The following is a 14,155-nucleotide window of genomic DNA, read 5'->3' on the forward strand; positions in this document are numbered from 1 at the left end:
ATTTGCAATGAGCTCTTTATAAATTTGCTTCGCTGAGGCGACCGGTTTTTTGGATGTGAAATCGCTCGCCTCAGGCTTTTTGATGTGTAGTTATGATAATATTGATTTAAGTTTGCAATACGGATTGGTTTTAATGGTGCCATCTTTGTTGATTAAGGCCATTGATAGATAAAGTACTTGCGCAAGTCCGATAAGGTTGTAAATATCGCCAGCTATTTCTTCGTCTTCAGTAGTATTAATCATTACGAAGCATAGTGTTGGCTTCTCTTGCTTAAATGCTTTGTAAAAAAAGGTCTTGCCGTCTCTTTTTATGATGAGTACTTTATTTTGATATGGCGCTTTGTCGAAGAAGGTAAGACTGGCTTCGTTCGGTTTGGAATCTTCTTCTTTTGCAAAATAGATTAGCGTTTTATGATATTTATGTGATGAAAAAAGAGCCTCATCAGCTTCCCTGACATGAAAGCCGCCGACTGTTGTTGTGTCAAGAATTCCTCGTCTTAGGTAATCCTTGATGAGTCTGAATGTGTTAGTGGTTCCCGATACAATAAAGCTGTCGTTTTTGTAATAATCAAATATTTTGAAAAACGATTTTTTTGCCTTCAGAGCCAAGGTTAGTGCTTGGCTGGAAGTCAATCCTTCGTGGATTTTTTTGAGGAAGTAATAACCAAAAATTGAAGGATGATTGCTGGAGTCAATAAACAAAAAGTTAAGATCGTAATGAAGTATGTCAGAAAGTTTTATGCTGTTCCTGAATTTGTTTTCAATTTCGGGTAGATTCCAAATGGGGTGTTGGTATGTGCTGTTCTTGAAATATTTATCCTCATTGATATTTTTATATTCTCTGATTAATAGGCACCAGAAAACTAGCCTTATATCATCTCTTTGAAGAGTTTCTAGACTTTCAATAGACTTGTCATACATGAGCTTGTCTATTTCTGGGTTTATAAATTCTTTCTTTACAATGAAGGCGTCGCTTTCATTATGCGTCAGGTGATAAGTGTTGCCGAATCTAAAGTCACCTACCATGATGAATGGGCTATTTGTTCTTGAGCAGCGCTCGATACTATCATGCCAGATCGGGAGACCACCGACTCCATGAAACGGGCTATCGATTTCAAAAAAATCTCTCAGCCTTTGCCAGCGTACTACGTGCGAGGGGCCAATAATCATGTTAATGTCCGATCATAAAAATGTAAAAATAATAATGCTAAGTAGGCATAGATGGTTTATCAGGATTTGACTTGGTTTGCTAGACTCTGGTTTTTACCTTTGACTGAGGCTGAGTTCTGAAATAAATTTTTCGGTTGGGGCGCTGAAGTTGAAATGAAATTTACAAAGCGCAGAGGGTGCAGGGTATTCCCCGCAAGGCAGTGCCTGGAGTGGCGCTGCCCAATGCGTAATAATTTAATGCGTTCTCTATTCAGGATGGGTGCAGGTTTCGAGCAGAGAAGAAATATTGCCTAGGGCATATATATTATTCTCATGGCACCATTGCTGCCAGTTCTTAACTTCGGACCAGTCACTCAAAAAAAGGAAATCCAAATTCGATTCGCGAGCTGCCTTGAAGTCATATTTACTGTCGCCGATGAAGAGGGCAGGGGATACAATATTTGAGTCGCGTTGCTCGCGCGCAAGAATTTCCTCTTTAGCATCTGGGCTTCCGAATATGCCGCCATCAAACATCTCAGCAAGCTTTCGCTGTGCAAAAACCTCACGGAGTTCGGTCTGGTCACCGCCAGAAACGATCAACCAGCGAGTATTCGGAGTTTTTGCTCGAAGCTCCCGTATGCCACTCGCTATATCGCAGCTGAGCAGGCCGCTCCTTACGTGCTCAGCATAGCGGTGTAGAAGCTGCTCTAATGTAGGTCCTTCAACATGTTGGGCGACTATGTGTTCTAAGAAATATGAAAACTTTTTATAGCGTGAAACCCCGCCATTAGCGACGTGGTGATCAGCGAGAGCCTGGGCGGCCATTTCGCCGTAAGGCAGCGCTGCTTGGTAGAAGGCTTGGGTTTTCACTTTATTCGAATCTAGCAGCACGCCGTCGCAGTCAAAAACCAGGGTGGCGTAGTCGCCTAGATTCGATTTAATACTCTTCATAGGGTAACCAAACCTTTTTCTAGCAGGCATTCTGCGATGGTGAAGTCTTCCGGCCAGTCAATGTCATGGCTGATCAGTTTGCCCAGTGGATGAAGGTAGGGTTTACGACCAATTCGGTCATCTAGCTCCCTGTAAATACTTGCATGAGCAAGGAATACACCACTGTTTACTTCATGTACGGGGTTGAGGGTTTGCGTTCTCGGCCATTTCTCTACGTTTCTGTCATAGTTCATGGCTTCGCCATTTTGCCAGAGGAAGCCGTGCAGCAAATTTGTGGTCATCAAGGAGTCGTACCCGGTCAGTACTTTCTCATTGTGAAGCTTTACGATTTCGTTGTAATGACTGGCGCTGAGGAAGGGCGAGGTAACGTGGGTCCACAAGATATTACCTTCGCCGATCAACTCAAGCGCATGCGCCACCAACTGGTCAGTGCTGGTCTGGCTGGAAGACAGCTCTTCTCGTCGCTTATGGAGTGTGATTTTATTACTTTGAAGCGATGAGGCGTAGTCAAGGATGCTTTCGTCGTTGGTGCTCAGCACGATGGCATCAACAGCCTCAGCTTCAAGCAGTTGCTTCAACTTGATTTCAATCAAGCCGAATGCGTGGCCGCCAAATGGTTTTATATTTTTATTCGGAATGCGTTCGCTGCCTTTTCGGCAGGGCAGAAAACACGTCGTTTTTTCATATTTCATTTCAGTGGCCCATAAATGCTTTGGCAGCTAATGTCATATCGAGTTGGCGTCAGGCAGAGCAGCGGCGTGCTGGACGGGGTGTCTTGATACTGCCTCAAAAGCTTGTTGGTATCAGCATTTCGCGGGTCTTCGCCAGGATACCCATCGAAGCCAGCCATGAGAATGCGTTTAGCTTTGCCAGAGCTGGCGGCAGCCATGGCGTACGCTACCACTAGCGAGGTCGGGATAGTGCAATGGGTGTCCTCGAACGTGAAATTATCGGGCTGAACATTCAGGCCGAAATCAAGAACGTTTTTATTGGCGAGCGCACCCTGCACATCCATCGGTAGCATGGAGTAGGGCGTAATCAAAGGCTGAGGCAGTTCGATATGTGCCTCGCAATCGGCCAGAAGGCGGACGGGATGGCAAGCGACCCTGACATCAATCAATTCAGCGGCAATTGAGCTCTGCGTGTTCAGCGCCATCACAACCGGTTTATGCTGGCGAATGAAGTGTTCCAACGCTTGCCGGTGCGCCGCTACGCCAGGGCCCGTACCTAGAAGCAATACATCTTGGCCGGCGAAAAGATCCTGCGGTGCCCACTGACCTGTGGGCGCGCCACGGTAAAAGTGTCGGGCGGCATCAAGTGTATGCACGCTGAACTTCTTACCGCCTTCATTGCGAAGGTATTCAATGACCGCAAGAATATCTTCTTCGCCGAAGCGGGAGTCACCCAGCATTTCTTGAATGTAGGTTGGGTGGATACCATATTTTCCAGCGAGGTAATAATAGGGGTTGGTCCCCCAGCCATACTTAACTTGCATGGGTTTGAAGTGCTCACGAAGAAGCGTCATCAAAGGTATCAGATTCGCGGGTTTCCCAGTGCGTGCAGCAATCTCGATAGCCAGCTCCTCGGTGCGGGCGTTGCCGGGCCCTCGGCCCATGCCCGTGACTGTAGAGTCGACCCAGGTAACGCCTTCATCCATCGCGCGCAAGGTATTGGAAAGCGCCAAGCCGAGATTGTCATGGGTGTGGATCCCCAAGGCCCCCTGCCACTCACTACGCAGCCACTGGATGATCTGTGCCGCTTCATCAGGGGACATGCTCCCCATGCTGTCAGCAAAATACAGCACATCCAGCGGGTAGTTGTTTGCAAGTTTAGCCAGCGCTTTGATTTCGCTTTCTGAGCAGTTCGCGATCTGCATCAGGTTAAAGCCTACATCGTAGCCCTGTTCCTTAAGCCAGCTCGCCGCTGGGAGTGCTTCTGCAAACTCATGAACGTGGCAAGCAATACGCACCAGGTCAACCGGCGATTCACTCGCCGGGCTGGGGAACAGTAGCTGCAGTGCTTGCTGCCCCGCGTTTTTTCCGACCAGTTCACTGCCGTTAACCATCACGCCAATCGTCATGGAGGGGGGCAGATCCAGGGTGCTCAGGAAGGCATCAGTGGTATAAGCGCAGGCGCCGCTAAAACTGCTGTTTTTTAACGAACGAAGGCCCAGTTCAATCGTTTGAATGCCAGCCGCTTGCATGGCGGTTATGTACTGTGCAATCAGCGCTTCGGAGAAGTTCCAGTTATTGTAATAACCACCATCTCGAAGTGTGCAGTCCAGATGCTTCATGTCAATGTGTCCCTGTATTGATGGGTGATTGTATTGGCGCTTCAGGAAGGATCAGCCAAGTAGATATGACCATGAATCTCACTGGATGCCAATTTTCTGGGGGCGCAATATTCTGGTTCTGGCGGCAATGACAAGCCCCCGTAGGGGCCGGTCAGATAGTCCAGGCTTAATGCGGGATGGTAGTAGGGATCCCTGTAGCTGACGGACCATCGTTCTGTAAACAACTGCTGCTCTCGCTGGGCGCGTGCCATTTTCTCTGGCGAGATATCTTTCCCTCGGCTGGCGGATTCGGCATGGATCAATTGCGCGAAGGCGGTCCATAGATTACGCAGGCCAAGTTCATGAATGCGCAAGCATAAATCGACATCGTTGAACGCCACAGGAAACGCTCGTTCATCCAATCCCTGAATCGAGTCGAACAACGACTTGCGGAGCAGCAGGCATGCCGCCGTAACCGCGCTCTGCCGCCTGGTAACCTGGTTCATCCCCAGGTACCCGGCATCTCGTTGCTCCAAGGTGTTGCCGGCATGGGCAGCGAGGCCATTGACGCCAACAACTACGCCACCATGCTGGACCATCCTGTTGGGCCACAGCAACTTGGCACCCACTGCGCCGATTCCGGGGCGCAGTGCCTGCGAAACCATCTCTTTCAGCCAGCCGCTTTCGATGATTTCGATATCGTTGTTGACCAGGCCGATCAGCTCTCCCGTGGCAACGCTCGCCGCGCGATTGTTGATCGTGGAGTAGTTGAAGGGGTGTGGGTGCGCAAGAATCTTAACGCCGCGCTGAATGAGTTCGGCGAGGTAGGCCAATGTCTGCGGATCAGTCGACTGGTTGTCGACAACAATGATCTCCAGGTCTGGATAATCCGTGTTGTTCAACAGGCCTTCGATACAGGCGTGCAGCAGCTTGTACTGGTCACGTGTGGGTACGATCAGGCTGACACGTGGCAGTTGCTCAGGGAGCGGCCAGTGAGCCCTGAGCAGAGCAGGGTAGTCTGGTACGGCGCTGACCTGCGCGCCTGGTGCGAGGCTTTGGCATAACCACGTCACGGCGTCCTTGCGTTGCTTTGAGGGCGCAGCTTGCTCCGGGCTTGTACAGACATCGCTAGAGCGATGGTAGAGAACCCGAGGCAGGTGTGTTACAGATCGGCCGTTTAGCTCCGTAGCTAGTGCTATACCGGCGATTAGATCGTGGCGGTTAATGGCTGACTGCTTTTGGCCTGCGTTGAGCAGAACCAAAGCCTCTTTGACAATGGCGGCAGAGAAAATTGCGCCAGCAGAGAAAATGTCTGCGCCAATGAACAGGTCAATGTCCCAAACCGGCTTGAACCATGGCTGGCTACGTTGGCCTTGCGGTCCGTCGCGGTCACAGTCGGCATAGGCCCAAGCGCAACCATCCTCCAGCAAATTGCAAAGCTGTGCGATGGCTCGGGGCGCCAGTCTGTCACCTGCAGCGATCTGGATAATGCTGTCGCAGCCGGCTGCCAGCAGTTGTTCAACGGCGGGGAGGAGGTCGGCCGGGGCAGCTTTCGCCAACTGATGGACACTTTCAGCGTCATCGCCCAGGCTATCGAGGCTGATTTGTTCCAGGGCGGCGTCACCTTCACTGAGCAGCAACAGGCCGGGTGTGAACCTGGACGGGGTGGCAGCGATAGGCTCGCGCTTCTGGAAGGCGTCGTACCATCGTGGGTAGTGCTGCCATCCTGCGCTTTTTGGCAAGCGCGATGATTGCTCCTTCGCAACTTCTGCCACCAGGGCCTGCACTGCAGAATCGGGTTTCAGTTCAAGCTGATGCAACAGGCCTTCCAGGCCCTCCGGGCGGCAGCGCAAACGAATCGGGCTTCCTGATAGTGACTGTCCGAGGTCATTGGTCACTTCAATGACATGCAACTTGCCATCTGCCAGTTCCCACGGCAGGTCTATCGTGAAACCGTGATCACTTGTGGCGCGATACGCGAGTGCCTGGTGGTGGGTATTGCAAGTGACCTGGGCGACAACCCGGCTACCTTCGCGTAGCGTAACTTCCACATGGCGATGCGGCGCCTGTGGATCCCAAGACCAGCCGCCGACGCGCAACCCACCCGTATGCCATACCTGTGAAGCTACGGCAGCAGTTTCTTGTGGAGGCTGGGAAGGGAGCTCAATCTCACCTTCGAGCTGGATGCCTGTATTAGCAATTTGAGCGGTTATTCGGTTGGCATTTGCCAGCAGGCTCTGGCGCAGTTGCACGGTAAAGCCATGGAATTGATCGCCGTGCGGAGCATTGGGCTCATGTTGGTCTGCTCTGGCCAATGCGACACTGGCCCCATCAACGAACACCTCGATGACAGGCCGCTGATCTTGCTGCGTGATATCGATAGCCCACCCCTGCAGAACATCCCCGTACAGTCCGTTGATGCAGCCACGAAATGAGGAGAGCGCTACAGGTTTCTGACCCGCCGGCCGCTCGTTGAGGACGTTCTGTGTCATCAGGCTTGGCTCAGTGAAAATGGTAATTGGGTTACACAGTTCGCCCTTGCTTCAGTGCCTAGGGAATGGCAACGCGTATACAACGGCAAATCGTACTCGCTGGCAAGTTCCGGGGCTTGCCATTTTTCGCCAGGAGAAGGGGCAAGACTGACCACTGCATCACATCCGGTCGCCTTGGCAATCTCCGGCAAGCTGAAACCGTTCACTTGGGGTAGTGCCTGAACCGCACCGGTTGCAGATAAGGTTTTAAGCCACGGTGTGTCTTGTTTGACCAGTAGCGTAAGCGGTAACCGCTCTCGAGTGATGCGTCTGCCAAGGCGAACCCAGGTCTGGATGATCTCTGGATCATCCAGGGCGTCGCCGATCAGCAGTATATTGGGTTGGCTGGTTGCAGGCGTGGGCAGTTCGGCGCATGGTTGAATCACGAGGTTGGCTTGCGGGAACGCCTCGGCGAATGCGCTATGCCAGGACTGCCACGGTAAAACCACGCTTTCTGCCTGGTTGGCAAAGCGCTGCCAATCGTAGGTAGCGTCCAGGCCTTGCAGATGGCCGTCACGGTATACGATTGTGTAAGGAATGTTCAGCAGTGAAGGCAGATCGCAGAGCTTGGAGGGGCACTGGACCTGGTGTTCGAGCACGATGTCTTTCAGTGGCAGCGCGGCCAGGTTCTTGACCAGCTCGGAGAATTCTCCAGGCATCTCGTAGTCAAGCTCCAAAGGCAAGGGGGCAAGCGGGGCTTTCAATGTGACCCAAGTGCGATGGCTGTCCCGGTGCCAGACAAGAGAGAGGATAGAATCAGCCCCTGTGCCGTCGTGAATGTGCAGCGAATGACTTGCCTCCATCGGCCATTGCGAGGCTTTTCGTTCATCGCTTTGTTGTGCGAAGCGGGCCAGGCGGGCACGCTGTAGCGCGCCCCGGGCAGCCTTGATCGGGTCCCGCAGGCAGAACGCATTATAGCGTGCCGAAGCGTCTGGATAGCGGCGGCGCAAGATAGCGTTGTTCTGTGCTACGCGCAGTGTTTTTTCTGCCCCGAAAGAAATCCCGCCTTGATGAGCCACGAATACATTGGGCGCGCCCATATGGCGCCAGCCAAAGCTGCGCGCACGCAGGCACCAGTCGGTTTCTTCGCCATAACCTCTGGCCAGGTGAACTTCATCCAGGTAGCCGACCTGGTTGAGCGCTGCACGCTTTATATACAGACAGAAGCCGCAGCCAGTCTCGATCTCGACGGGAGAGATGTTGGCATGTTTGGCCAGTTCATCCAGCGCTGCCTGGTCACGAGCATTGGGCATGGCATGGCTGACTTGACTCTGTGGGAAACTCATCAGCTCGCCATTGTTTGTGAATGGCGTGACAGAGGCGATATCTGCGCTACTGAGAGCGATGTTGCGCAAGCGGTCGAGCCAGTTGCCCTGTACCCGTGTGTCGGCATTCAGCCATACCACATCCCGGCCAGGGCTCAGTGCCATCGCACGGTTCATGGTACGGATGAAACCCAGGTTCACAGCGTTGTTCACCAGCGTGATTTTGCCTTTACCGGCCAGCATTTTCAGCGCTTTCGCCAGAGCCGGCACGGGTGTGGCGTCTTCGATCACGACCAGGCGATGAGGCGTGCGGTTAAGTTTGCGAGCTTCGAGGGCGCTGTTGATGCATTCAAGTGTTTCGTGCAGCCCATTATAAACCGGTATCAGTACATCTACGTGCTGCTGCACACCCAGGCTGGGGTGTTCTGGAGGCGGCACAAATGACGGCGCCGCAAACACAGGGCTGCCCAGTAGCGGTGTATTGTCCGCAAAGCGGATATGCACAGCGGCGGTGGGATTTGGCACGCGTATGCGCAAGCCGCCATGGGTGGTCGGCAGGCCGGCAGCGCTAAGTAATGGGTGGGGTATATTGGCTACGGCGTCAACCTTGGCGCTGCCAGCCTCAATCTTTAATGAAACCGGAGCGTGCGGGTTGCCAAGATCAATGGCCCAGCCCTGCACTTCGCGCTGCTGCTCCAGGTAATGCACCACACCTACTGTGCCAGCGGCGCCAGTTTGCGCTGTGAGTAACTTGAGTACCTGCGCCAGTTCCTTGGGCGAATTGATCTCAGGCAAATGGGCAAGAATCATGCTGCGTAGCTTGGCCGGTGTTTCAGACTGGCTGCGTGCTTGCCATAGCAGCATGCGAAGCGTGGCGTCCCCGGGGAGTTTCTGCCATGCCATGGTGAGATAGCGAGTGGCGAGTTCCGCGTGCCCTTGTGCCAGCAGGGCGCGGCCTGCCAGTGCCTTAACATCGGCGCGTTCTGGTAGCAGCTGTGCAGCGGTTACAAGAAATAAAAAGGCCAGCTTCGGGTTACGCGGCAGAGCCGCAATCCCTTTCCATATCAACGCTTCCGGCCGGTGCTCAACGATTTGCATGGCCCGCTCCAGTACGCTGGCGGCAAGTTCATGTTCACCGGCATTGCGGTGGCGATGGAAAATGTCCATGAGCGTTTCTCGCCCATGATCGAGGTGTATGGACATAAGCTTTGGCTTGGCTACACAAATAAAAAAGAGGGGCGACCCGAAAGTCGCCCCTTTGGCATATGCCCAGCCCGAAGGCCGGACATATGCAACGTCAAAGCAGGGCTAGTTAAACTTGGCCGTGCAGTACAACGACGTTGTCGATGTGGTCGATGGCTTCGGCCGAACCAACGATGCCCAGGGCCACGTCAGCGTGCGAAACGCCAGCAGCCAGTGCTTCGGTCCAGGCAGCCTTGCCAGCTTCGTCAGCGGTACGGCCCAGTGCGGACTGGTACAGAGCGTCGACGAAGTCGCTGTTGGCTTTGTCGGAAGCTTCCGACGAACCAACGATGGCTTGGGCAACTTCTGCGCGGCTTGCGCCGTTGAACAGAGCGTCGACCCAGTTGTTCAGGCCAGCTTCTTCCGCGTCGCGGCCCAGTACGTTCACGTACAGGTCGTTAACGAAGGTAGCGTTCGAAGCGTCCAGTTCCTGAGCTTCAGCCGATACTGCGATAGCAGCAGCGATGTCAGCCAGGGAGCCGCCGTTGGCCAGAACTTCTTGCCATACAGCCGAACCGCCTTCTTCCGCGTCACGACCCAGCAGAGCTTTGTACAGCTCGTTGATGTCAGCAGCGTTGTTGGCACCGCCGAACTCGTCAGAGTTCAGGAAGGTGTTGGCGATGTCGTTCAGCGAAGTGCCAGCGTTGACAGCTTCAACGAAGGCTTTAGCGCCGTCGAGGTCAGCGTCGCGACCCAGGATGCCTTGGTACAGGCGCAGGGCAGCAGCTTCGTCGTCGCTGTGAGCCAGGGCCACAGTGTCGCCGTTGGCGAACGACAGGAACTCAGCGTTGCTGATTGCAGCAGTCTGGTTGCCGGTCAGGTTCACGGTGAAGTTGTTGCCGACTGCGAAGTCGTAGTCTTCAGCCGAGCCGTCCAGCTGGACAACGTCGTAGCCTGCGCCGGTGTTGACGATGTCAGCGTGGTTGCTGCCGCTCAGGATGACAGTGTCATTGCCCGAACCGGTGGTCACGTTGTTGTTGCCAGCGCCAGCGATAACGACGTTGTCGCCGTTGCCAGTAACGATGGTGTCGTTGCCGTCGCCAGCGTCGATCAGGGTGTTCTGGTCGCCTTTGACGGTGATCACGTCATCACCGTTGCCGGTGGTAACTACCAGGTCGATAGCCGAGGTGTCGACTGCCAGGGCAGCGAACAGTTGTACGTCGGCAGCGCCAGCAGCAGCTTGACCTTCCAGGTTCACAACCAGGTTGGCATCGCTCTGCAGGTGATAAACGCTAGCGCCAGCGGCTTCAGCAGCGGCCAGGTCAACAACGACTGTGTCGCCTTTAACGCCAGCAACGGTGCCGTGAACGGCGCTTGCGGTGCCGGATTGTGGCAGCTGAACGGTGGTGCCGGTGATGCCAGCAACGTCAACGGTGTCTACGTTATCCAGGTTCAGCAGGCTGTTAATAGCTGCGATAGTGGAGTCGGAGAGGTTGGCGCTGTCGGCGGTCAGGGTTGCCAGCAGATCGCTGCTCGATACGGGATTATCGTATTGCATTGTGTATTCCTGTTACTTCAGGCCATTTGGCCCGCTGCAATAGTGTTCTGCTTACTTGCAGAGTTTTCCCACGGAGACTTAAGGCGGGCAGCGTTCATCTTCGTAACGGGGGTAAGGGCGATATGCAGCGCCACCAACGGCTCGTTGCCGGTGGGGCCATGCATCATCTGATTGGCGACCAAGCGTTGTGGCTCGGCATTGCCGAACACAACCAGGCCTGTAAGTTCGTAATGTTTGCGCAATGGGCCCACCAGGCTGAAGCCGACGCACAGCAGGGGCAGGCCCTGTGCGCGGGCGCCGATAACGGTGCCAGTGGAGACATTGCGGCAGGGGCCAGAGCCGGCCACCATGCAGGTATAGAGCAGATCTACGCCGACCGGTTTTTCTGCCCAGTCGACGGCGAAGGATTCGATGAAGTCGTCAGTGCCTGGAGCGCCGACCCAGCCCTCACTCGATGCCACCTCACCCGCGTTCTTCAGGTGGGCTGTAAGCATGATGGGCAGTGGCTTAGTGCTCGCAGCAATAGTCTGTGCTGGCTCGGCGGTGGCGACCACCGCATAGGTGCGCATTATGGCAGGCGAAGTGTCGATACGGTCGATGCGAAGGTCGATGGGGTCGATCACTTCGTCAAACATGTGGTACTCGGTGATCAAGACAGTGGTAACGCCACCTTTGACCCGCGCCACGATGGTGTCGCCCAGCTTGGTCAGCATGTTTTTGCTGACGCCCTCGGCAGGGAAGAAGTCGATAGAACCTTTACCTAGCGGTGCTTGCTGCAGGGCAATGCACACCGGCTTGTCGGCAGGGGGTTGCGAGGCGTAGCGGAAGATATACATGCCCGGCTCGAGCAGCGTAACCCGAGAGCTGATTTTCAGGCCGTCAAGGGTCTGCGAAGGCATAGACATGGCGTTGTTAAGCTCCTTTTAAGCAAAAACACTGGTAGCTAACTTGCTCAAACCCGTGCGTGCACCAAACGGCCAGTGATGGCTCCCTGCGAGTGGCGAAGATGCCGTCCGAGGGAAATGTTGTCAACCACGATTTCTAAAAAAAATTTCATATCCGCTGGGAACTTAGCAATCTTGTTAGCACTCGGGGCAGGCTGTTTGGAATACCTGAGCGGAACGCAGGGATTAAAAAATTTTACCTATAAGCAGCGGAAAATCAGAGATTTACGGATTCTTTAGCGCAATATGTTCGCATGGTGCGGTTTTTTTGACATGGCTTCAACTGCTTTTTCTGCGAGGAGAACCGTTGGTCGCCTGATGCTCACCCGTGCAGAGGCTGGAAAATTCCAGCCAGATTTCTCGTTAGAAATTTCATGATTCAGGCGATTGGTCACGGAACGAGTCGTCTTCCGGACAATCTGACACGCAGCTGTCCCGATGTGGGTGTTACACTGCCCGCCGCTTTCGCCTACCTCAGTATGGATACCATGAGTTCACAACCCGAAAATAACCTGCAGGCTGCCCTCAAAGCTTGTAAAAGCAGCTTCCTTTCGGTCGGTTTCTTCAGCTTCTTCGTCAACACGCTGATGCTAGTGCCTACTTTATACATGATTCAGGTCTCTGGGCGCGTCGTGCCGTCCGGCAGCACGTCAACTTTGTTGATGCTGACATTGATCCTGACCGTCCTGTTGCTGACTCTAGGCTCGCTCGAATGGGTTCGGTCGCGGATTATGGTGCGTATAAGCAATAGGCTAGATGTGCTGTTGAGCAGGGATGTGTACAGAGCCAGCTTTAAGCGGTCACTCCAGAGTGGGGGGGCTGATGCTACAGCGCAGTCGTTGAATGACCTGACGTCTTTGCGACAGTTTTTCACGGGAGCGGGCGTGTTCGCATTCTTCGACGCTCCGTGGTTTCCCATTTATACGGCCGTGATGTTCCTATTCCACCCGTGGTTTGGGTGGATGACGTTGGCGTGTGGATCAATTTTGGCCGTCTTTGCAGTGATTAATCACCGTGTGACAGGTCAGGCTCTAGCCATAGCGAACAAAGAAAACGTAGCTTCCAATGTGATCACGTCTAAGACGCTGCGTAATGCCGAAGTGATCGAGTCCATGGGTATGCTGGAAACGCTCATGAACCGTTGGGCGAAGCGTCAGCGCTACGTGATGATGCTGCAATCACAGGCTAGCGATAAGGGCGGGGTCGTTAGCTCTATTTCGAAAATGTTCCGCATGTGGTCGCAATCGGTCATGTTGGCGTTAGGTGCTTATCTCGTCATTCAGCATGAAATCAATCCAGGTCTGTTGATGGCTGGTTCCTTGTTGCTTGGTCGGGCGCTGTCCCCTATCGATCAAATGATCAACAGTTGGAAGGGCTTTGTCGCTGCCAAGGTGCAGTATGACCGTCTGAATAAAGTCATGGACGACCTTAATAAAGAGCCTGAGCGCATGCCGCTTCCCGCGCCTGAAGGTCATATCCAGGTTGAAAATCTCATCGTCGCGCCGCCGGGCGCCAAGTCCCCAGTACTGCGCAATATCAGCTTCGTAACCCCCGCGGGTTCCATCGTCGGCATCGTCGGCCCAAGTGCAGCCGGCAAGTCCACCCTGGTACGGGCTTTGATGGGTATCTGGCCGCCCCAGCATGGTGTCGTCCGCCTTGATGGTGCGGATATTGCCAGTTGGGACAAGCAAGCCCTCGGCCCTTATGTGGGTTACCTGCCGCAGGACATTGAGCTGTTCGAGGGCAGCATCAGCGAGAATATCGCGCGTTTCGACAAGGTAGACCCTGACAAGGTCGTGCAGGCCGCGCAAATGGCGGGTGTGCACGAAATGATCCTGATGCTGCCGGACGGCTACGATACGGTCATCGGCAGCGAAGGGGTAAACCTCTCCGGAGGTCAGCGTCAGCGTATCGGTCTGGCTCGCGCCATCTACGGCAACCCGCGATTGATCGTACTCGACGAGCCTAATTCGAACCTTGACGATGTGGGCGAGCGGGCGCTGGGCGTTGCCCTGCAAAAGCTCAAGGAAACCGGCGCGACCGTGTTCATTGTTTCTCACCGCCCCAATATCCTTACGCGCCTGGACCGCATTCTGGTCATGGCTGGTGGCACCATTTCGCTGTACGGCGAGCGCGACCGTGTTATAGCCGAGCTGGCTGCCCAGCAAGCCAAGCTTCAGCAGCGCGGCGCCCAGGCGGCTGCGGCTCAGTCGCCTACTACCCCGCCTAACACGCCTGCCGCTACGCCGGTTGCGCCCACTGCCGTTGTACCAGCCGCCAGCACCAGCACTGGCGCTTGAAAG

9 protein-coding genes are annotated in these 14,155 nt (G+C 54.3%); 1 reads left to right on the plus strand and 8 read right to left on the minus strand.

Annotated features, from left to right (window positions below; translation table 11 throughout):
- Nucleotides 1-90: 90 nt before the first annotated feature.
- The 8 genes from ACK1VC_RS19260 to ACK1VC_RS19295 form a co-directional block, all read right to left on the minus strand.
- Nucleotides 91-1,170, minus strand: coding sequence for a hypothetical protein (locus ACK1VC_RS19260; protein WP_191087365.1), 1,080 nt, complete (start codon nt 1,168-1,170; stop codon nt 91-93).
- Between the two features lie 246 nt (nt 1,171-1,416).
- On the minus strand, nt 1,417-2,100 hold the full coding sequence (locus ACK1VC_RS19265) for an HAD family hydrolase (RefSeq protein WP_191087366.1): 684 nt from the start codon (nt 2,098-2,100) through the stop codon (nt 1,417-1,419).
- Entirely contained in the window at nt 2,097-2,792 is a 696-nt protein-coding gene (locus ACK1VC_RS19270) for an acylneuraminate cytidylyltransferase family protein (RefSeq protein ID WP_191087367.1), read from the minus strand. Before ACK1VC_RS19270 ends, ACK1VC_RS19265 begins: the two co-directional genes overlap by 4 nt.
- Entirely contained in the window at nt 2,789-4,393 is a 1,605-nt protein-coding gene (locus ACK1VC_RS19275) for an aldolase catalytic domain-containing protein (protein WP_016485383.1), read from the minus strand. The genes ACK1VC_RS19270 and ACK1VC_RS19275 overlap by 4 nt, the downstream gene beginning before the upstream one ends.
- A gap of 41 nt (nt 4,394-4,434) precedes the next feature.
- Nucleotides 4,435-6,864 carry a glycosyltransferase family 2 protein gene (locus ACK1VC_RS19280; RefSeq protein ID WP_197884501.1) on the minus strand — a complete coding sequence of 810 codons (2,430 nt, stop codon included), beginning with the start codon at nt 6,862-6,864 and terminating at the stop codon, nt 4,435-4,437.
- Nucleotides 6,864-9,335, minus strand: a complete 2,472-nt coding sequence (locus ACK1VC_RS19285) for a glycosyltransferase family 2 protein (RefSeq protein WP_191087369.1) — start codon at nt 9,333-9,335, stop codon at nt 6,864-6,866. Before ACK1VC_RS19285 ends, ACK1VC_RS19280 begins: the two co-directional genes overlap by 1 nt.
- 145 nt (nt 9,336-9,480) lie before the next feature.
- On the minus strand, nt 9,481-10,908 hold the full coding sequence (locus tag ACK1VC_RS19290; protein WP_016485386.1) for a DUF4214 domain-containing protein: 1,428 nt from the start codon (nt 10,906-10,908) through the stop codon (nt 9,481-9,483).
- A gap of 17 nt (nt 10,909-10,925) precedes the next feature.
- The gene (locus tag ACK1VC_RS19295; RefSeq protein ID WP_096425728.1) at nt 10,926-11,807 is read right to left on the minus strand and encodes a hypothetical protein; all 882 of its coding nucleotides are present in this window, start codon (nt 11,805-11,807) and stop codon (nt 10,926-10,928) included.
- A gap of 533 nt (nt 11,808-12,340) precedes the next feature.
- On the opposite strand from ACK1VC_RS19295, the gene ACK1VC_RS19300 reads away from it, so the two are divergent.
- Nucleotides 12,341-14,152 carry a type I secretion system permease/ATPase gene (locus ACK1VC_RS19300; protein ID WP_191087848.1) on the plus strand — a complete coding sequence of 604 codons (1,812 nt, stop codon included), beginning with the start codon at nt 12,341-12,343 and terminating at the stop codon, nt 14,150-14,152.
- The last annotated feature ends 3 nt before the right edge of the window (nt 14,153-14,155 follow it).

This window comes from Pseudomonas sp. XP2 (assembly GCF_053557975.1).